General features: G+C 73.5%; 16 protein-coding genes and 1 rRNA gene. 4 read left to right on the top strand and 13 right to left on the bottom strand.

The annotated features are described in order from the left end of the window. Positions 1–92: 92 nt before the first annotated feature. Entirely contained in the window at positions 93–1,760 is a 1,668-nt protein-coding gene (locus ABZY13_RS01835; protein ID WP_356626847.1) for a CTP synthase, read from the bottom strand. A gap of 421 nt (positions 1,761–2,181) precedes the next feature. Here ABZY13_RS01835 and ABZY13_RS01830 point away from each other — a divergent pair, with 421 nt between their 5' ends. Continuing rightward, entirely contained in the window at positions 2,182–3,984 is a 1,803-nt protein-coding gene (locus tag ABZY13_RS01830) for a glycoside hydrolase family 15 protein (RefSeq protein ID WP_356627126.1), read from the top strand. 57 nt (positions 3,985–4,041) lie between these two features. After that, entirely contained in the window at positions 4,042–5,688 is a 1,647-nt protein-coding gene (locus ABZY13_RS01825) for a PucR family transcriptional regulator (RefSeq protein WP_356626845.1), read from the top strand. 135 nt (positions 5,689–5,823) lie between these two features. On the opposite strand, the gene ABZY13_RS01820 is transcribed toward ABZY13_RS01825, so the two are convergent. The 5 genes from ABZY13_RS01820 to ABZY13_RS01800 form a co-directional block, all read right to left on the bottom strand. Continuing rightward, positions 5,824–6,960, bottom strand: coding sequence for a glycosyltransferase family 4 protein (locus tag ABZY13_RS01820; RefSeq protein ID WP_356626843.1), 1,137 nt, complete (start codon positions 6,958–6,960; stop codon positions 5,824–5,826). Positions 6,961–7,197: 237 nt separating this feature from the next. Then, on the bottom strand, positions 7,198–8,940 hold the full coding sequence (recN, locus tag ABZY13_RS01815; RefSeq protein WP_356626841.1) for a DNA repair protein RecN: 1,743 nt from the start codon (positions 8,938–8,940) through the stop codon (positions 7,198–7,200). A 162-nt stretch (positions 8,941–9,102) separates the two neighbouring features. Next, the gene (locus tag ABZY13_RS01810) at positions 9,103–10,008 is read right to left on the bottom strand and encodes an NAD kinase (RefSeq protein WP_356626840.1); all 906 of its coding nucleotides are present in this window, start codon (positions 10,006–10,008) and stop codon (positions 9,103–9,105) included. Next, the gene (locus ABZY13_RS01805; protein WP_356626837.1) at positions 10,005–10,820 is read right to left on the bottom strand and encodes a hemolysin; all 816 of its coding nucleotides are present in this window, start codon (positions 10,818–10,820) and stop codon (positions 10,005–10,007) included. The genes ABZY13_RS01810 and ABZY13_RS01805 overlap by 4 nt, the downstream gene beginning before the upstream one ends. Before the next feature lie 7 nt (positions 10,821–10,827). Continuing rightward, positions 10,828–11,166 (bottom strand): hypothetical protein, encoded by a 339-nt coding sequence (locus tag ABZY13_RS01800; RefSeq protein ID WP_356626835.1) that lies wholly within the window; start codon positions 11,164–11,166, stop codon positions 10,828–10,830. A 42-nt stretch (positions 11,167–11,208) separates the two neighbouring features. On the opposite strand from ABZY13_RS01800, the gene ABZY13_RS01795 reads away from it, so the two are divergent. Beyond that, on the top strand, positions 11,209–11,556 hold the full coding sequence (locus ABZY13_RS01795; RefSeq protein ID WP_356626833.1) for a sterol-binding protein: 348 nt from the start codon (positions 11,209–11,211) through the stop codon (positions 11,554–11,556). A 109-nt stretch (positions 11,557–11,665) separates the two neighbouring features. Here ABZY13_RS01795 and ABZY13_RS01790 read toward each other — a convergent pair whose 3' ends face one another. From ABZY13_RS01790 to ABZY13_RS01775, 4 genes are all read right to left on the bottom strand, one after another. Beyond that, positions 11,666–12,487 carry an ABC transporter ATP-binding protein gene (locus ABZY13_RS01790; protein ID WP_356626831.1) on the bottom strand — a complete coding sequence of 274 codons (822 nt, stop codon included), beginning with the start codon at positions 12,485–12,487 and terminating at the stop codon, positions 11,666–11,668. 83 nt (positions 12,488–12,570) lie between these two features. Further along, a complete protein-coding gene (locus ABZY13_RS01785; RefSeq protein ID WP_356626829.1) occupies positions 12,571–13,632 on the bottom strand; it encodes an iron chelate uptake ABC transporter family permease subunit in 1,062 nt (353 codons plus the stop codon). Beyond that, entirely contained in the window at positions 13,629–14,672 is a 1,044-nt protein-coding gene (locus ABZY13_RS01780) for an iron chelate uptake ABC transporter family permease subunit (RefSeq protein ID WP_356626827.1), read from the bottom strand. Before ABZY13_RS01780 ends, ABZY13_RS01785 begins: the two co-directional genes overlap by 4 nt. A gap of 107 nt (positions 14,673–14,779) precedes the next feature. Then, entirely contained in the window at positions 14,780–15,808 is a 1,029-nt protein-coding gene (locus ABZY13_RS01775) for an HAD hydrolase-like protein (RefSeq protein ID WP_356626825.1), read from the bottom strand. 82 nt (positions 15,809–15,890) lie between these two features. Between ABZY13_RS01775 and ABZY13_RS01770 the strand changes: the two genes are divergently transcribed. Next, positions 15,891–17,183: a DUF1015 domain-containing protein gene (locus ABZY13_RS01770; protein ID WP_356626823.1), complete on the top strand. Its 1,293-nt coding sequence runs from the start codon at positions 15,891–15,893 to the stop codon at positions 17,181–17,183. A gap of 80 nt (positions 17,184–17,263) precedes the next feature. On the opposite strand, the gene ABZY13_RS01765 is transcribed toward ABZY13_RS01770, so the two are convergent. The 3 genes from ABZY13_RS01765 to rrf all read right to left on the bottom strand — a co-directional run bounded on the left by ABZY13_RS01765 (position 17,264) and on the right by rrf (position 19,280). Further along, positions 17,264–18,001 carry a tetratricopeptide repeat protein gene (locus ABZY13_RS01765; protein ID WP_356627125.1) on the bottom strand — a complete coding sequence of 246 codons (738 nt, stop codon included), beginning with the start codon at positions 17,999–18,001 and terminating at the stop codon, positions 17,264–17,266. Then, on the bottom strand, positions 17,893–18,957 hold the full coding sequence (locus ABZY13_RS01760; protein WP_356627124.1) for a hypothetical protein: 1,065 nt from the start codon (positions 18,955–18,957) through the stop codon (positions 17,893–17,895). Before ABZY13_RS01760 ends, ABZY13_RS01765 begins: the two co-directional genes overlap by 109 nt. A gap of 206 nt (positions 18,958–19,163) precedes the next feature. After that, positions 19,164–19,280, bottom strand: a 5S ribosomal RNA gene (gene rrf, locus ABZY13_RS01755). Positions 19,281–19,458: the final 178 nt, after the last annotated feature.

The following is a 19,458-nucleotide window of genomic DNA, read 5'->3' as shown; positions in this document are numbered from 1 at the left end:
CTTCCCCATGTGCACCCAACACGTACGAACACAGCGAGCCGGGGTGCGCACCCGTCGAGGGCGGGCACCCCGGCCACCGTACAACCGCCCTGCTACTTGGCGTTCTTCCGCTCGACCGCGGCCTTCACCAGCCCGGCGAACAGCGGGTGCGGCCGGGTCGGCCGCGAGCGCAGCTCGGGGTGGGCCTGCGTGGCGACCAGGTAGGGGTGGACGTCGCGCGGGTACTCCACGTACTCGACGAGCTTGCCGTCGGGAGAGGTGCCCGAGAAGACGATGCCGGCCTTCTTCTCCAGCTCCGCGCGGTAGGCGTTGTTCACCTCGTAGCGGTGCCGGTGCCGCTCCTCCACGTACTCCTTGCCGTCGTAGACCTCGCGCACGATGGACCCCTCGGCCAGCTTGGCCGGGTACATGCCCAGGCGCATGGTGCCGCCCATGTCGCCCTCGCCGGCGACGATGTCGAGCTGCTCGGCCATGGTCGAGACGACCGGGTGGGAGGTGGCCGCGTCGAACTCGGTGGAGTTGGCATCGGTGATCCCGGCCAGGTTGCGCGCGGCCTCGATGACGATGCACTGCAGGCCCAGGCAGAGCCCGAGCAGCGGGATGCGGTTCTCGCGGGCGTACTGGATCGCGCCGACCTTGCCGGACACCCCCCGGTCGCCGAAGCCGCCGGGGATGCAGACGGCGTCCACGTCGGACAGTTGCTGGGCGGCGCCGGCGGGCGTGCGGCAGTCGTCGGAGGTGACCCACTTGATCTTGACGCGGGTCTTGTTGGCGAAGCCGCCGGCGCGCAGCGCCTCGGTCACCGACAGATAGGCGTCGGGCAGGTCGATGTACTTGCCGACCAGGGCCAGGGTGATCTCGTGGTCGGGGTTGTGGACGCGGTCGAGCAGGTCGTCCCAGGTCGTCCAGTCCACGTCGCGGAACGGCAGGTCCAGCTTGCGGACCGCGTAGGCGTCCAGGCCCTCGGAGTGGACGGTCTTCGGGATGTCGTAGATGGACGGCGCGTCCGGGCAGGCCACCACGGCGGCCTCGTCCACGTCGCACATCAGCGAGATCTTGCGCTTGATCGCCGTCGGCACCTCGCGGTCGCAGCGCAGCACGATCGCGTCCGGCTGGATGCCGATGTTGCGCAGCGCGGCGACGCTGTGCTGGGTCGGCTTGGTCTTCAGCTCGCCCGAGGGGCCGATGTAGGGCAGCAGGGAGATGTGGACCACGAAGACGTTGTCCCGGCCGACCTCGTGGCGGACCTGGCGGACGGTCTCCAGGAACGGCAGCGACTCGATGTCGCCGACCGTGCCGCCGACCTCGGTGATCACGACGTCCACCTCGTCGGTGGCCATGCGCCGGATGCGGTTCTTGATCTCGTTGGTGATGTGCGGGATGACCTGGACGGTGTCGCCCAGGTACTCGCCGCGCCGCTCCTTGGCGATCACCGTGGAGTAGATCTGACCGGTGGTGACGTTGGCGGAGCCGTCGAGGTCGCGGTCGAGGAAGCGCTCGTAGTGGCCGATGTCCAGGTCGGTCTCGGCGCCGTCGTTGGTGACGAACACCTCGCCGTGCTGGAAGGGGTTCATCGTGCCCGGGTCCACGTTGATGTACGGGTCGAGCTTCTGCATCACGACACGAAGGCCCCGCGCCTTGAGCAGCATGCCCAGGCTGGAGGCGGTCAGCCCCTTGCCGAGCGAGGAGGCGACACCCCCGGTGACGAAGATGTGCTTGGTCGTCGTGGCGGTGCTGTTTCGGAAAGCAGCGGGCGGCATGGCCAAGAGGAGGCTCCCGTGGTCGGTCTGGGGGTGCGGTGCCGGGGTTTCTCGCCCACCGGTCCACGGGCTACCAGGGTATCAGCGACCGGGCCGGACGGCGTCCGGGCACGGTGCGTACGCGCTCCGACACGGAGGTGTAATACCCATGCGTTATCCGCGGAGCGGGCCGCGGATCATCAGCGTGCGTCGTATCCTGCTCGGACACTCGCTGCCGAGCACGCCGGAGAAACGGCACCACCCCCGCCCGTAGGCACCGGAACAACGAGAGCTCGTCAGTTCGTTGAGCGACAATGGTCGTTTGCCCCCGGGGCATCACGACGGTTGTGCCCCACCGCTCGACGACGCACTACAAAACCCCTTGACCGCACTAGCGACAGCCCCCCATGGGGCTTACGTGGCCGTTCGACTGGAGTTGCACGTGGCCGGGCGCATCGAAGACTACGCACTCATCGGAGACATGCAGACCGCCGCACTGGTCTGCCGGGACGGCACAGTCGACTGGCTGTGCCTGCCCCGCTTCGACTCGCATGCCGTCTTCGCCGGCCTGCTGGGCACCGAGGAGCACGGATTCTGGCGGATCGGCCCGGCGCACGCCGCCGACGCCGAGCCCCCGACGGCGACCCGGCGCCGCTACCGCGGCGACTCGCTGATCCTGGAATCCGAGTGGGACACCCCGCGCGGCACGGTCCGCGTGACCGATTTCATGCCCCCGCGCGACGGCGCGCCGCAGGTGATCCGGATCGTGGAGGGCGTCTCCGGCCGGGTCCCGATGCGCTCCGCGCTGCGGATGCGGTTCTCCTACGGCCGGATCGTGCCGTGGGTGCACAAGCACGACGGGCGCACGGTCGCCGTCGCGGGGCCGGACTCGGTGTGGTTCGACACCCCCGTGGACACCTACGGCAAGGCGCTCACCACGTACTCCGACTTCACCGTCGGCCCCGGCGACCGGATCGCGTTCACGATCTCCTGGCAGGCCTCGCACAAGGAGCCGCCGCCCCTGCCGGAGCCGGAGCAGTCGCTGGAGGCGACGGAGGACTTCTGGCGCGAGTGGGTCGAGCACTGTACGTACCACGGCCCCTACCGCGAGGCGGTGGTCCGCTCCCTGATCACCCTGAAGGCGCTCACGTACGCCCCCACCGGCGGCATCGTCGCCGCCCCGACCACCTCCCTGCCGGAGGAGATCGGCGGCGTGCGCAACTGGGACTACCGCTACACCTGGCTGCGGGACGCCGCGATCACCCTGTCCTCGCTGCTGCGCACCGGCTACCGCGAGGAGGCCCGCGCCTGGCGCGAGTGGCTGCTGCGCGCGGTCGCGGGCGACCCGGAGAACCTGCAGATCATGTACGGCATCGCGGGCGAGCGCGAGCTGGGCGAGGCCGAGCTGGACTGGCTGCCCGGCTACGAGAACTCCGCCCCGGTCCGCGTCGGCAACGGCGCCGCGCACCAGCTCCAGCTGGACGTGTACGGCGAGGTCACCGAGGCCCTGCACCTGGCCCACATGACCGGCCTGGCCCGCAGCGACTACGCCTCGCTGCTCCAGCTGAAGCTGATCCGCTACCTGGAGGACCACTGGCAGGATCCGGACGAGGGCATCTGGGAGGTGCGCGGCCCGCGCCGCCACTTCGTGCACTCCAAGGTCATGGCCTGGGTCGCCGTCGACCGCACGATCAAGCTGCTGGAGTCCGGCGACGCCGACGGCCCGCTGGAGCGCTGGCGCGAGCTGCGCGACGACATCCACCGGGACGTGTGCGAGAAGGGCTACGACAAGGAGCGCAACACCTTCACCCAGTCCTACGGCTCCAAGGAGCTGGACGCCTCGCTGCTGCTGATCCCGCAGATGGGCTTCCTGCCGCCGGACGACAAGCGGGTGATCGGCACCATCGAGGCGATCCAGCGCGAACTGTCCACGCCGGACGGCTTCATCCTGCGCTACCCCACCTCCGGCGAGGACGAGGGCGTCGACGGCCTGCCCGGCGACGAGGGCGCCTTCCTGGCCTGCTCGTTCTGGATGGCGGACGACCTGGCGATGATCGGCCGGGTGGACGAGGCCCGCAAGCTGTTCGAGAAGCTGCTCTCCCTGCGCAACGACCTCGGACTGCTCGCCGAGGAGTGGGACCCGCGGCTCAAGCGCCAGGTGGGCAACTTCCCGCAGGCCTTCAGCCACGTCCCGCTGATCGACACCGCGCTGCGGCTGACGGCGTCGGGGGCGTACGGCGGCTGAGCCGGCGCCCGCCCCCGGAGATGCCCGTCGAACGGGCGTCCGGGTAGCGTCCGCTGCATGAACAGCCGCACCGACCATCCCTTCGACGGCCCGGGCGCCGGCATCACCGTGCAGCGGGCGCTGGAGCTGCCCGGGCTTCGCAGCGGCCTGCCGGAGGTGCTCGCGGGCGCCGACCGGCTGCGGCGGACCGTGCGCTGGGTGCACGCGGGCGAGGTGCCGAACATCGCCTCGCTGCTGAAGGGCGGCGAGCTGCTGCTGACCACCGGGTACGGCATGGGCACGCGGCCCGCCGAGCAGCGGGCGTTCGTGCGGACCCTGGCCGAGCGGGGCATCGCGGCCCTGGTGATCGAGCTGGGGCCGCGCTTCGCCCGGCTGCCCGCGACCGTGGTGGACACGGCCCGCTCGGCCGGGCTGCCGCTGGTCCAGCTGCACCGCGAGGTGCCGTTCGTCACGGTCACGGAGGAGATCCACACCGAGATCGTCAACGGCCACTACGCGCTGCTCCAGCAGGCCGAGGAGGTGCACCGGCGGTGCACGGAGGCGCTGCTGGCGGGCGGTGGGGCGCCGCAGGTGCTGGCCGTTCTGGCCGACTTCGGCGGCAACCCGGTCTTCCTGGAGACCTCGGACGGGCGGCTGCTGTACGCCGCCGGTGCCGGTCCCGAGGGCGCCGACCCGCTCCAGGTGTGGGAGGGGCTGCGCGGCCCGCACCGGGAGGCGCCGCCGCCGGCCGGGTCGGTGCTGGTGGACGTGCCGGGCGGGGCCGGTGCGGGGTCGGGCCCGGTGCGGGCGCGGCTGGTGCTGCTGCCGGTGCGGCGGCCGCTGGCGCCGGTGCACCGGATCGCCGCCGAGCGCACCGCGGGCATCCTGGCGGTGGTGCTGATGCAGGCCCGCCAGGAGGAGGAGCTGGCCGCGCGCGGACGCGGCGACTTCCTCACCGACCTGGCGGAGGGCCGGATCGCCGCGCAGGACGCCCCGGCGCAGGCACGGGTGCTGGGTTTTCGGCCGGGCGACGGCCCGCTGCTGCCGGTGGTGATGCGGCTGGGCGAGGTGCTGTCGCCCGGCGGCGGCTGGGCGGTGCTGGCGCGGGCGGTCACGGAGGAGCTGGCCGCGGTGGGCGTGCCGGCGCTGCTGGGCGTACGGCCGGTGGAGGGACGCGTTCCGCTGCTGCTGGGGCTGCGGTCGGAGTCGGAGCGCCCGGCGGTGGCCGACCGGGTGGCGGCGGCGCTGCGGGCCGGTGTGGAGCGGTCGGGGGTACGGCGGCCGGGCGCGCAGCCGCCGGTGGTGGTCGTCGGGGTGGCCGGAGGCTGGGCGGCGGCGTCGGCGGGGCTGCGGCACGCGGCGGAGACGGCGAACGCGGCCCGGGGACTGCCGGAGCAGCCGTGGTACGACGCCCGCCGCCTGGACATCGACCTGCTGCTGTGGCGGCTGCGGGACCACCCTGACCTCGCGGCGTTCGTGGACCGCGCGATCGGGCCGGTGCGCGAGCACGACCGACGCTCCCGGCCGCCGCTGCTGCCGACCCTGGAGACCTATCTCGCGCACGCCGGCCGCAAGGCGGAGACCGCGCGCGAGCTGCACCTCAACCGGCAGACCCTCTACAACCGCCTCGCCCGGATCGGCGAGTTGCTCGGCACCGACCTGGACGACCCGCAGACCGTCCTGGCGTTGAGCCTCGCACTGCGGGCGCGCAGACACGTGGAATAGCCGGGCCGGGTCGGCCCGGCGGCTCGCCGGTCGGCCGAGCCGGTCCGGCGCGCAGGCTCGTCGATGGGCCGGGCCCGGCCGGCTCGCGGGTCGACCGGTGGGTCCGGCCCGCCGAGTCGCCGTTGGCCGAGCCGGTCAGATCAGCGGCCGGGGCTGCGTCAACTCGTCGTAGACGCTGAGGACTTGGGCGACCGTCTCGTCCTCGGTCGGCCAGGTGGCCGCCTGCCGTACGCCCCTGTCCCGCAGCTCCTCCCGGCGTTCGGGGTCGCCGAGGAGGCGGACGACGGCGTCGGCGAGGGCTCGGGCGTTGCCCGGCGGGACGAGTTCGGCGGCGTCGCCGACGAGTTCGGGGATGCCGCCGACCGCGGAGGCCACCAGCGGCACCCGCGCGTGCAGGGCTTCCTGGGCGAGGACGGAACGGGACTCCCAGTGGCTCGGCAGCAGTGCGAGGTCGGCGGCCGTGAGGAGTTCGGCCACGTCGTCACGGCGGCCGATGAGCCGCACCGGCAGGTCCTCGCCCTCGATGCGGCGCTGCAACTCCGGGCGCAGCGGCCCTTCTCCGGCGATGGCGACGAGCGGGGCCGGGTCCAGCCGGCGCCAGGCGTGCGCGGCGTCCAGCAGGACGTCGTAGCCGCGCCGGCCGTCGAGGGAGCCGACGGCCATCAGCAACGGGCGGCCGGTGACGCCGAGTTCCGCACGGATCTTGGAGCGCAGCCGGTCGGGGTCGCCCTGCCGCGGCGGGGTGCGCCGTCCGGGCAGGGTGATCCCCGCGAGCCGGGCGTCGCGGGCACCGGAGCGTCGCGCCCGGTCGACCAGGCCGGAGGTGGTCCCGAGCACCACCGACGCCGTCCGCGCCACCCGCCGCTCCAGCAGGCGCAGCAGATGGGCGCGCGCGCCCTCGGCGTGGGCCCGGTCGTGCCAGGTGACGACGAGCGGGGTGTCGCGCCCGCCGAGCGCGAGGACGGCCCGGAAGGAGGCGTGCAGCCCGTGGGCGTGGACGAGGTCGGCGTCCCGGCACGCGGCCCGCAGCGCGCCGACGGACGCCGGGTCGCTGCTGCGCGGCACGGGAACGAGGTCGGCGCCGGCCCCGGTGAAGTCGTGGGTGTGATCCGCCTCCAGGGGGGCGCACACCGTGACGCGCACGCCCCTCGCGACGAGCCCCGCGGACAGCGAGCGCACGTGCGCGCTGCTGCCGGCGTTGCCGCCGCCCAGCACCTGCACGGTGCGCAGCGCCGGCTGGCCGTGCGGTGCGCGGCTGCTCACGGGGGTCACCTGGCCGGGGGCTCCTGATTCGGCGTCGGTCGGTCACGACGTTCACGACGGTCACGGAGAAACGTACAGAAGGACCGGACGGATGGGGTGTACCGCCCGGGCTCCTGCCCGTACCCGCCAAGCATGCCAGGGCGGACGGCGGTTGCGGCACCGCCGGCTCCCGCGCCCCCGCCCCGGACGGGGACCGGGGTCACTCACACGAGTGACCCCGCCGACCGGTTCCGCCGGGCCGGCGCCTCAGACGTCCACCCGGGCCGTGGCGAGCAGCTCCTCCGCGTGCGCCCGGGCCGTCTCGGAGTCCTCCTGGCCGGCCAGCATCCGCGACAGCTCACGGATCCGGTCCTCGCCCTCCAGCACCTTCACGCCGGACCGGGTCACCGACCCGTCGTTGGTCTTCTCCACCAGCAGCTGCCGGTCCGCGAAGGCGGCCACCTGCGGCAGGTGCGTCACCACGACGACCTGCGCGGTCTTCGCGAGCCGCGCCAGTCGCCGCCCGATCTCGACCGCCGCCTTGCCGCCGACGCCGGCGTCCACCTCGTCGAAGAGATACGTCGGCACCGGGTCCGTACCCGCGAAGACCACCTCCACGGCGAGCATCACACGCGACAGCTCACCGCCCGAGGCGCCCTTGGCGATGGGCCGGGGCGGCGCGCCCGGATGCGGCTGGAGCAGCAGCTCGACCTCGTCCGCGCCGCCCGGCCCGTACGCCACCGGGCGGCCGCCGACCTCGACGCCGTCCGGGTCCTCGGTCTGCCGGATCGCGAACGACACCCGCGCGTGGGGCATCGCCAGCGACGCCAGCTCGGCCGTCACCGCCGCGGCGAACTTCTCCGCCGCCGCCGTCCGCGCGTCCGTCAGCGCCTGGGCGAGGCCGCCCAGTTCGGCGCGGAGCGCGTCCCGCTCGGCGGTCAGCTCGTCGATGCGGGAGTCGTCGCCGTCCAGCTCGGTCAGCCGGGCGGCCCCCCGCTCGGCCCAGGCCAGCACGGCCGACACGTCCTCGCCGTACTTGCGGGTGAGGGCGGTGAGCGCGGCCCGCCGCTCCTCGACCGCCGCGAGCCGCAGCGGATCGGCGTCCAGGTCGTCGGCGTACCCGGCCAGCTCCCCGGCCACGTCGCCCAGCAGGATGCCGATCTCCCCGATCCGGTCGGCGAGCGCTGCCAGCGCCGGGTCGTGCGACCGTACGGCCTCCAGCGCCCGGTGCGCGCCCGCGACCAGCGTGGCGGCGTCCACGCTCTCCGGGTCCTCGGGGTTGCCCGCCAGCGCCACGTGCGCGGCCGACGCGGCGGAGGCCAGCGCCTCCGCGTGCCCGAGCCGCTCGGCCTCCTCGGCCAGCTCCGCGTCCTCGCCGGCGCGCGGCTCGACGGCCGCGATCTCGTCGAGCCCGTAGCGCAGCATGTCGGCCTCCTGGGCCCGCTCGCGCGCCCGGGTGGTGATCTCCTCCAGCTCGGCGGAGACGGCCCGCAGCCTCTTGTACGCCTCGGTGTACTCGGCCAGCGGCGCGGCGACCGCGTCCCCGGCGTACCGGTCCAGGGCCTGCCGCTGCCGGGACTGCTTGAGCAGGCCCTGCTGGTCGGTCTGCCCGTGCACGGCGACCAGTTCGTCCGCCAGCTCGGCGAGCACCCCCACGGGCACGGACCGCCCGCCCAGGTGCGCCCGCGAGCGCCCCTCGGCGGACACGGTACGGCTGATCAGCAGCGCCCCGTCGTCCAGCTCGGCGCCGGCCTCCTCGGCCCGTACGGCCGCGGAGGCGTCCGCGGGCACGGTGATCCGCCCCTCGACGACCGCGTTCCTGGCCCCGATCCGCACGAGCGCCGGGTCCGCGCGCCCGCCGAGCAGCAGGCCCAGGCTGGTGACCACCATCGTCTTGCCCGCGCCCGTCTCACCGGTGACCGCCGTGAACCCGGGCGACAGCTCGACGACCGCGTCGTCGATGACTCCGAGCGACCGTATCCGCATCTCCTCCAACACGGACACGACCATACGAGGTCGGCGCCGCGATGTGCGACCGGCCCACCCTTGTCACCCACAGGAGGGACGCTGCCGAGGGACGCGGGAAACCGCGCGGCCAGCCCCGGACAACCCGCACACGCCGACGACACCCGGCCCCGCCCCGCGGAGCGGCCAGGGGGTGTCCGACACCCCCTAGTGCGGAGCCCCCCGCCACCCGGACACCGGCAGCGCGAACTTCGCCACCAGCCGGTCGGTGAACGAGGCGTGGTGCAGCCGGGCCAGCCGCACCGGCACGGCCCCGCGCCGCACCTCCACCCGCGCCCCGGCCGGCAGCTCCACCGTCCGCCTGCCGTCGCACCACAGCACGCCCGGCGGAATGTGCGGCAGCACCTCCACGGCGAGCACCGAGTCCGGGGAGGTCACCAACGGCTTGGCGAACAGGGCGTGGGCGCTGATCGGCACCATGAGCAGCGCCTCCACCTCGGGCCACACCACCGGCCCGCCCGCGGAGAACGCGTACGCCGTGGACCCGGTCGGCGTCGACAGCACGATGCCGTCGCAGCCGAACCCGGTGACCGGCCGCCCGTCGATCTCGAGGACGACCTCCAGCAGCTTCTCGGCGCCCGCCTTCTGCACGGCCGCCTCGTTCAGCGCCCAGTCGGTGTGCACGATGTCGCCGTTGCGGTGGACGACGACGTCGACGGTCATCCGCTCCTCGACCTCGTAGGCGCGGGACACCACCCGGTCGACCACCTTGTCGAGGTCGTCGCGCTCGGCCTCGGCGAGGAAACCGACCCGCCCGAGGTTGACGCCGAGCATCGGCACCCCGGACGCCCGGGCGAACTCGGCGCCGCGCAGCAGCGTCCCGTCGCCGCCCAGCACGATCAGCAGCTCGCACCCGTCGAGGCACTGCGGGGTCGCCTCGCCGACCAGCTCCACCTCGCCCGGCAGCGGCAGATCGCGCGCCTCCGCCTCCAGGACCCGCACCCCGAGCCCGGACTGCAGCAGGCCCCGCACCACCAGTTCGGCACTGCGAATGGCCGCGGGCCGCCCGGTGTGGGCGAGCAGGAAAACAGTACGAGCTCGGTTCTGTGTCAACGCGGCCCCTCCGCCACTGCACGGTCTACGTCGGCCGGGTCCAGTCGGGGAGCCCCGGCCCGCAGCCACAGAAAGTACTCGACGTTCCCCGAGGGCCCGGGCAGCGGACTGGCGGTCACGCCCTTCACCCCGAGCCCCAGCTCCCAGGCCCGCTCGGCCACCTGGCGCACGGCCTCCGCGCGCAGCTGCGGACTGCGGACCACGCCCCCGCTGCCCAGCCGCTCCTTGCCCACCTCGAACTGCGGCTTGACCATCATCACCAGGTCGGCGTCCGGCCGCACGCACCGCACCAGCGCGGGCAGCACCAGCCCGAGCGGGATGAAGGACAGATCCCCCACGACCAGGTCCACCGGCTCGCCGTCGATCGCCTCCGGCGTCAACTCGCGTACGTTCGTACGGTCCTTGACGGTGACGCGTTCATCGCTCCGCAGCGACCAGGCCAGCTGCCCGTACCCGACGTCCACGGCGACGACGTGCGCGGCGCCCGCGCGCAGCAGCACATCGGTGAAACCGCCGGTGGACGCGCCGGCGTCCAGCGCCCGCCGCCCCTCGACCGTGAGCCCCTGCGGGACGAACGCCGCGAGCGCGCCGGCGAGCTTGTGGCCGCCGCGGGAGACGTACTCGGGGTCGCCGTCGTCGGCGGCGACGACGATGGCCGCCGCGGTCTCCACCTGCGTGGCCGGCTTGGTCGCGACGGTCTTGCCGACGCTGACCCGGCCGGCGGCGATCAGCTGGCTCGCGTGCTCGCGCGAGCGCGCCAGCTTGCGGCGGACCAGCTCCGCGTCGAGACGGCGGCGTGCGACTCCTGCCACGTTCGGTTCAGCTCCTGTTCGCGTACGGCGTGCCGGGCTCGCGGCCCGAAGGGTCTGGTCGGGGGGTGGTGGTCGGGTGACGGACGGAAGGGGGCGCCGGAGGTCCCGGGCGGGCGTCGAGCGCGGTGAGCGCGTCGCGCAGCCCCCGGTGCACATCCTCGTACACCTCGACGTGTCCGTCCGTGGCGAGGTGGTCGGCGTCCGCGAGCCGCTCCAGGCAGGCGTCGATCCCGGCGTCGCCGGTGGGGGTGCGGGGCACGTGCAGCGGGGCCGGGGCGGCGGGGCCGGGCTCGGGCCCCTGCTCGCGCTCCTCGGGCGCCCCTGCGTCGGGAACGGTGTCGCTCATGCCCCGACGCTACCGCGATCCGCTGCGGTACCGTCGGTGGCGATGGCCACGATCGAGGAGTGCCGTACCGCACTCGAGAAGTTCTCGGAGAACCTGCGGGGCGCCGAGGGCGACGCGCGCGACGCCGCCGCCATGGACCGCTCGGTGAGCTGCCATGTCACGGACCTGGACGTCACCTTCGCCGGCCGCCTCATGGACGGCCGGATCGAGGTGCACGACACGTTCCCGGGCCCGCCGCGCGAGAAGGCCCAGATCAGGCTGGCGCTGGCCGGCGGCGACCTGGTGGCCCTGGTCGACGGCGACCTGGACTTCGCCCGGGCCTGGGGCTCGGGCCGGGTGAAGCTGGAGGCGGGGCTGCGGGACCTGTTCCGGCTCAGGAAGCTGCTGTAGCCCCGCGGCTCACGACGCCTCCGCAGCTCTCCGGCCAGGAAGCCCGCGCAGTCCCCGGCTCAGGAAGCCCTGTGGCCTCCCGGCCATGAAGCCTGCGCAGTCCTCCCGCTCAGGAAGCCTCCGCGGCGGACGCCGTCACCCGCTCCCGCGCCTTGCGGGCGGCCGGCACGATCAGCGGGGTGCCCGTCTCCGGGTCCTCGATGACCTGGCAGCGCAGGCCGAAGACCTCCTCCACCAGCTCGGCGGTAACGATGTCGTTGGGCGCGCCCTCGGCGACCACCGTGCCGCCGCGCAGGGCGATGAGGTGGGTGGCGTAGCGGGCGGCGTGGTTGAGGTCGTGCAGCACGGCCACCAGCGTGCGGCCCTGCTCCTCGTGCAGCTCGGCGCACAGGTCGAGCACGTCGATCTGGTGCTGGATGTCCAGGTACGTCGTCGGCTCGTCCAGCAGCAGCAGCGGCGTCTGCTGGGCGAGGGCCATCGCGATCCACACCCGCTGGCGCTGGCCGCCGGACAGCTCGTCCACGTACCGGTCGGCGAGTTCGGCGACCCCGGTCTGCGCCATGGACTCCTGGACGACCCGCTCGTCCTCGGTCGACCACTGGCGCAGGATGCCCTGGTGCGGGTACCGGCCGCGGCCGACCAGGTCGGCGACCGTGATGCCGTCGGGCGCGATGGACGACTGGGGCAGCAGCCCGAGGGTGCGGGCGACCTTCTTGGCGGGCATCGACTGGATGACCTGCCCGTCCAGCAGCACCCGGCCCTCGCTGGGCCTGAGCATCCGCGACAGGGCGCGCAGCAGCGTGGACTTGCCGCAGGCGTTGGGGCCGACGATGACTGTGAAGGAGTTGTCGGGGATGGACACCGACAGCTGTTCGGCGATGACGCGCTGGTCGTACGCGAGGGTGACGTTCTCGGCGGACAGACGGTTCACGGTGCTCCTTCGGTCGGTCAGCCCGCTGCTGACGTGGTGGTTCGGCCCCCGGTCGGCCGGGGGCGCCGTCGCGCTGCCGGCGCTCATACCCGGCCCGCCCTGCGCTCGGTGACCAGCAGCCACAGCAGGTAGACGCCGCCGAGCACGCCGGTGACGACGCCCACGGGCAGCTGGTCGGCGCCGAAGACGCGCTGCGAGGTCCAGTCGGCGACGAGGAGGAGGGCGGCGCCCATGCACATCGACGGGACCAGGTTGGGGCCCGGCGAGCGGGTCAGCCGGCGGGCGAGCTGGGGGGCGGTGAGCGCCACGAAGCTGACCGGGCCGGCGGCGGCGGTGGCGGCGGCGGTCAGCAGCACGGCGGCCACCAGCAGCACCGCCCGCACCCGCTCGACGCGCACGCCGAGGGCGTGGGAGACGTCGTCGCCCATCTCCAGCATCCGCAGCCCGCGCGCGTTGGCGAGGACCAGCGGCACGAGGACTGCGCACAGCCACAGCAGCGGCCAGACCTGCTCCCAGTCGCGGCCGCTGAGCGACCCGGTCATCCACACCACCGCGCGGGCGGCGTCGACCATGTCGGCCTTGGTCAGCAGATAGCCGTTGACGGCCGTGACGATGGCGGACATGCCGATGCCGACCAGCACCAGCCGGTAGCCGTGCACGCCCTGCTTCCACGCCAGCAGATAGATGGCGAGGCCGGTGGCCAGACCACCGATCAGCGCCCCGATGGTGACGTCACGGGCGTCGCCGGAGACCAGCACGATCACCACGAGCGCGCCCGCCGTCGCCCCCTGCCCGAGGCCGAGGACGTCCGGACTGCCCAGCGGATTGCGGGAGATGGACTGGAACAGCGCACCGCCGAGGCCGAGCGAGGCGCCCACCAGCAGCCCGACGAGGACCCGGGGCAGGCGCAGGTCGTTGACGATGAACTCCTGCCCGGGGTCGCCCTGCCCGAACAGCGTCCTGAGCACGTCGCCGGCGGCGATGGGGAAGTCTCCGGTCCCGATGAGCAGCACGCCGGCGGCGAGGACGAGCACCAGCAGCAGCACGACGACGACGAGGGCCCGCAGGTCCAGGCGGAGCGACAGCCCGCCCGGCGACCGCACGGCACGGGGAGCGTCGGACTTCACAGCAAGGGCGTTCTTCACAGCTGGGCCGTCCTCCGCCGTCGTACGAGAAAGATGAAGACCGGGCCGCCGAGGAGCGCGGTGACGATGCCGACCTGGAGTTCGGCGGGCCGGGCGACGATCCGGCCGAGGACGTCGGCGCCGAGCAGCAGCACCGGCGACAGGACGGCCGCGTACGGCAGGATCCAGCGCATGTCGGGCCCGGTGAAGGACCGTACGACGTGCGGCACCATCAGGCCGACGAACATGATCGGCCCGCACGCGGCGGTCGCCGCCCCGCACAGCACGGTGGCGGCGAGCATGGACAGCGCGCGGTTGCGGTTCAGATGGGCGCCGAGCGCCTTGGCGGTGTCGTCGCCCATGGCCATGGCGTTCAGCGGCCGGGCCAGGGCGAGGGCGAGGAGCGAGCCGACGACGAGGAACGGCAGCACCTGGACGATGGTCCGGTCGGTCGCGGAGCCCAGCGAGCCGACGGTCCAGAAGCGCATCCGGTCCAGCGCCGCCTCGTCCATGATCATCAGCGCTTGGAGGTAGCCGTACAGGGCCGCGCTGATCGCGGTGCCCGCGAGGGCGAGCCGCACCGGCGTGGCGCCCCGGCTGCCGCCGAGGAACCAGACCAGCGCGCCGACCGAGGCGGCGCCGAGGAAGGCGAACCACACATAGCCGTTGACGCTGGTGACGCCGAAGAAGGTGATGGCCGTGACGACCGCGGCGGACGCGCCGGCGTTGATGCCCAGCAGGCCGGGGTCGGCCAGCGGATTGCGCGTCAGGGCCTGGAGGACCGCCCCGGACAGGCCGAGCGCGGCGCCCGCGAGCAGCCCGAGGAGCGTCCGGGACAGCCGCTCGCCGACGACGACGTCGGCGTACGTCCCGGTGTCCTGGAACAGGCCGTGCCAGACCTCGTCCAGGGACAGCTCCTTCGCGCCGATCGCGATGCTCGCCAGCGCGACGAGCACCAGGATCGCCACGGAGACGAGCAGCCCGAAGGCACGTATCGCCCGGCGGTTCGAGGGCGCAGGGGCGATGTCCGCGCGCTGTTCGGGAGGACTTTCAACCAACACGAGGTTAGGTTAGCCTACCCTCCTATTGGATCAAGATCCTGAGCACGGTCGAAAGGTGACGATCACATCACCTCACGACCGTCGCGCCCGTCAGTCCCGACAGGGCCTCAGATGCCCAGCCTCGCCAGCGCCTTGCTGCCGTCGAGCGCGCACGAGCCCTCGCCGGCCCGCGTCCAGGCGGCCGCGCACAGCGCCCGCAGCCCGTCCAGCGCCTCGCCGTCCCCCTCCAGTTCCAGCTCCTCCGCACCGGCGGTGGCCGTCCAGCCCCCGCAGCGGAAACCGCCGGCGGCCTCCGTCACGTCCGGCTGCCCGGTGAGCAGCCCGCGCAGATCGGCGTCGACGTAGGTCGGCCGGTGCTGCGGCGGCGCGGCGAGCAGCCGGCGGCCGTCGGTCACGCCGGTGAGCACGAGCAGGGAGTCGACGTCGCCGTTGAACGCGCCCTCGATGTCGGTGTCCAGCCGGTCCCCGACCACCAGCGGGCGCCGCGCGCCCGTCCGCAGGATCGTCTCCCGGTGCATCGGCGGCAGCGGCTTGCCCGCCACCTGCGGCTCGGCGCCCGTCGCGATCCGCACGACCTGCACCGCCGCCCCGTTGCCCGGCGCGATACCCCGCGCGCTCGGAATCGTCAGGTCGGTGTTGGACGCGAACCACGGCACCCCGCGCGCGATGGCATAGCACGCCTCCGCGAACCGCCCCCAGGGCAGCTCCGGTCCGCCGTACCCCTGCACCACCGCCGCCGGATCGTCGTCCGCCGACTCCACGGGCTCCAGACCCCGCTCGCGCAGCGCCACCCGCAGCCCTTCACCGCCGACCACCAGCACTCGCGCCCCCGCCGGGACCTGCTCGGCGATCAGCCGGGCCACCGCCTGCGCCGAGGTGATCACCTCCGACGCCTCCGCCGGTATCCCCAGCTCGGTCAGATGTCCGGCCACCGCCTCCGGCGTGCGCAGCGCGTTGTTGGTGACGTACGCCAGCCGCATCCCGCCCGCGCTCGCCGCGCCCAGCGACTCCACCGCGTGGGCGATGGCGTCACCGCCCGCGTACACCACCCCGTCCAAATCGAGCAGCGCCGTGTCGTACGCCTCGCTCAGCGCCCGCCCACTGCCCTCGGGCCTGCTCCTGACGCCCCGGCTCATTCCACATCGCTCCTCGCTCGGACGGCTTTCCCCCGATCATCCCCCATGCCACCGACAGCCGTACGCCCCGTACGATGCCGTGATGAACACAGCAGGTCACCCGGAAGCAACGACGCGCCGAGGCCTGGAACTCACCCCGTTCCGAGGCCTTCGCTACGACCCCGACCGGGTCGGCAGTCTGGCCGCCGTGACGTCCCCTCCGTACGACGTGGTGGTCCGCCCGGACGGCGTCCACGCACTCCAGTCCGCGGACCCGCACAACATCGTCCGGCTGATCCTGCCCGAGGCCGCCACCCCGGACGCCCGCAACGAACAGGCCGCCCGCACCCTGCGCCGCTGGCTGTCGGAGGGCGTCCTCGCCGCCGACCCGGAGCCCGCCCTCTACGTCTACGAGCAGCGGGACGTCGACGGCTCGCTCCAGCGCGGCATCATCGGGGCCCTGCGGGTGTCCGACCCCGAGGAGGGCGTCGTGCTGCCGCACGAGGACGTCATGCCGCACATCGTCGCCGACCGCGCGGCCCTGATGCGCGCTACGAGCGCCAACCTCGAACCGCTGCTCCTCACCTACCGCGGCGACGGCCCGGCCGACCCCGCCGCCGAGGTCGTCGAACGCACCGCAGAACGGGCCCCGCTGCTCGCCACCACCACGGAGGACGGCGTGCGCCACCGCCTGTGGTCCGTGACCGACCCCGGCGACCTGGACCGCGTCCGCTCCGGCCTGGCCGGCCGCCAGGCCCTGATCGCCGACGGCCACCACCGCTGGGCCACCTACCGCAGGCTCCGCGCCGAGCACCCCTCCCCCAGCCCCTGGGACCACGGCCTGGTCCTCCTGGTCGACACCGCCCGCCACCCGCTGCGGGTCCGCGCCATCCACCGCCTGCTGCACGGCCTCCCGGTCTCCGACGCCGTCGCGGCCCTGCACGGGTTGTTCCGCGTCCGCCGCGTCCAGGCCCCGCTCCCGCAGGCCCTCGCACTCCTCGGCGAAGCGGCGGCGGACGGCAACGCCTTCCTCCTCGCGGGCGACGGCGCCTTCCATCTGGTCGACCGCCCCGACCCGGACCTGCTGGCCCGCACGGTCCCCGCCGACCGTCCTCCGGCCTGGCGCGCCCTGGACGCGACGGTCCTGCACGCCGCGCTCCTCGGCCACGTCTGGGGCATTCCCGAGGACTCCCCGGCCCACATCGCCTACATCCACGACGCCGCCGCCACCGTCGGCAAGGCCGAACGCGACGGCGGTACGGCCGTCCTGCTCCACCCGGTCCATGAGGACGTGGTCCGCGACCTGGCCCGCCAGGGCGTGACGATGCCCCGCAAGTCCACGTCCTTCGGTCCGAAGCCGGCGTCGGGCCTGGTGCTGCGCGCGCTGGATCTCTGACGCGCCCCGGACATGCGAGTGGGGGCGGGATCCGTTTCGGATCCCGCCCCCACTCGTCGCGTGCGCAGGTGCGCCGGAGGTCAGTCCTCGTCGCCGTCCTTGCCGGGCGCTGTGTCCACGTCCTCGTCGAGGTCGTCCTCGTCGAGCGCGTCCACGAACTCGACGCCGTCCAGCTCGGCCAGCCGGTCCGACGCGTCCGTGCTGCCGTCGCGGTCGGCCTCGACGGCCTTGGCGAACCACTCCCGCGCCTCCCGCTCGCGCCCGGCCTCGAGGAGCGCGTCGGCGTAGGCGTACCGCAGCCGCGCGGTCCACGGCTGTACGGAGTGGGAGGCCAACTCGGGGCTCTGCAGGGTGACGATGGCCGCGTCGAGCTGTCCCATGTCCCGGCGGGCGCCGGCGGCCACGAGCCGCATCTCCACCTGACCGGCCTTGTCGAGCTTGTGCACTTCGGGGGCCCCGGCCATGTCCAGCGCCTTCTCCGGCCGCCCGAGCCCGCGCTCGCAGTCGGCCATGACGGGCCACAGGTCGACGCCGCCGGTCATCCGCCGCGCCGCCCGGAACTCGGCGAGCGCCTCTGCGTACTTCTGGTTGGCGTACGCCGCGAACCCGGCGGCCTCCCGTACGGCGGCCACGCGCGAGGCGAGCCGGAGGGCGACCTTGGAGTAGGCGTAGGCCTGCTCGGGCTCCTCGTCGATGAGCCGGGCGACCATCACCAGGTTCCTGGCGACGTCCTCCGCGAGCCCTTTCGGCAGACTCTGGAGCTCCTGCCGCACATCCTTGTCGATCTCGTCGCCGGTGACGTCGTCGGGAATCGGCAGCCGCTTGATCGGCTCCCGGTCCCGCTCCCGCTCCTCACGGAAACGCCCGCCACCAGGACCGCCACGACGGTCGTCCCGCCCTCGGAACCCACCACCGGGACGCCCGCCCCGGTCGTCCCGCCCCCGGAACCCACCACCGGGACGGCCACCGCGGTCGTCGCGACGGTCGTCACGCCGGTCGTCACGGCGGTCGTCGCGGCGGAATCCGCCACGGTTGTCGTCACGGCGGTCATCGCGCCGATCATCCCGACGGTCGTCCCGACGGAAGGGGGGACGCTCACCACGGTCGTCGCGGCGGAAGCCACCACGGTTGTCGTCACGGCGGTCATCGCGCCGATCATCCCGACGGTCGTCCCGACGGAAGGGGGGACGCTCACCACGGTCGTCGCGGCGGAAGCCACCACGGTTGTCGTCACGGCGGTCATCGCGCCGATCATCCCGACGGTCGTCCCGACGGAAGGGGGGACGCTCACCACGGTCGTCGCGGCGGAAGCCGCCACGGTTGTCGTCACGCCGGTCGTCCCGACGGAAACCGCCGCGGCTGTCGTCACGCCGCGGCCCACGGTCGCGGTCGTCGCGGCGGAAACCGCCCCGGTCTCCGTCGCGCCGGTCATCGCGCCGGTCGTCGCGCCGGTCGTCGCGACGGAAGGCCGGACGGTCGTCACGCCGGTCATCACGGCGATCGTCGCGACGGAAGGCCGGACGGTCACCACGGTCGTCGCGACGGGGGAAGCCACCGGGACGGCCACCCCGATCGTCCCGGCGCGGTCCACGATCGCGGTCGTCACGCTGGAAGGGCGGGCGCGAACCCCGGTCGTCACCACGGCGCTCGTCACTGCGCCGGTCGTCACGGCGGTCGTCGCGCCGGGCGCCACCGTAACCGCCGCCGCCCCGGTTGTCGTCGCGCCGGCCGCCGCCATAGCCACCGCGGTCGTTGTCCCGGCGGAACCCACCACGGTCCCCGCGGTAGCCGCCGCCCTGACTGCTCTGGCCGCTCCGGCTACCGCGGTCCCCACTGTCCCGTCGCCGCTGGTCGCGCTCCGGTCGGTCGTCGGGAGAGTTGGTGGACATGGGTGACTCCTGTCTTCGGTACCTCAAGCATAAAGAAAAAGGACCCCTGGTCCCAGCTGAACGCTGGTGACCAGGGGTCCTTCCAAAAATTGTTCGGCGGCGTCCTACTCTCCCACAGGGTCCCCCCTGCAGTACCATCGGCGCTGTAAGGCTTAGCTTCCGGGTTCGGAATGTAACCGGGCGTTTCCCTCACGCTATAACCACCGAAACCCTATTGGTTTCGAGCGAACAAGCACACTCTTCATTTGTCTGTTCTGCTCTAAGCCGACAACTGTTCGTTGTCTCAGAACTAACACAGTGGACGCGAGCAACTGAGGACAAGCCCTCGGCCTATTAGTACCGGTCAACTCCACCAGTTACCTGGCTTCCATATCCGGCCTATCAAC

The organism is Streptomyces sp. NPDC006610, from assembly GCF_040611575.1.
GTDB lineage: Bacteria > Actinomycetota > Actinomycetes > Streptomycetales > Streptomycetaceae > Streptomyces.
Note: the sequence above shows the minus strand (reverse complement) of the source record. Positions and strands in the feature narration are given on the sequence as shown.

Bases quoted from the DNA above. Each gene is read 5' to 3' on its own strand.
- ABZY13_RS01835 (WP_356626847.1), bottom strand. From the start codon at position 1,760: ATGCCGCCCGCTGCTTTCCGAAACAGCACCGCCACGACGACCAAGCAC.
- ABZY13_RS01825 (WP_356626845.1), top strand. From the start codon at position 4,042: ATGAACAGCCGCACCGACCATCCCTTCGACGGCCCGGGCGCCGGCATC.
- recN (WP_356626841.1), bottom strand. From the start codon at position 8,940: ATGGTCGTGTCCGTGTTGGAGGAGATGCGGATACGGTCGCTCGGAGTC.
- ABZY13_RS01800 (WP_356626835.1), bottom strand. From the start codon at position 11,166: ATGAGCGACACCGTTCCCGACGCAGGGGCGCCCGAGGAGCGCGAGCAG.
- ABZY13_RS01795 (WP_356626833.1), top strand. From the start codon at position 11,209: ATGGCCACGATCGAGGAGTGCCGTACCGCACTCGAGAAGTTCTCGGAG.
- ABZY13_RS01775 (WP_356626825.1), bottom strand. From the start codon at position 15,808: ATGAGCCGGGGCGTCAGGAGCAGGCCCGAGGGCAGTGGGCGGGCGCTG.
- ABZY13_RS01770 (WP_356626823.1), top strand. From the start codon at position 15,891: ATGAACACAGCAGGTCACCCGGAAGCAACGACGCGCCGAGGCCTGGAA.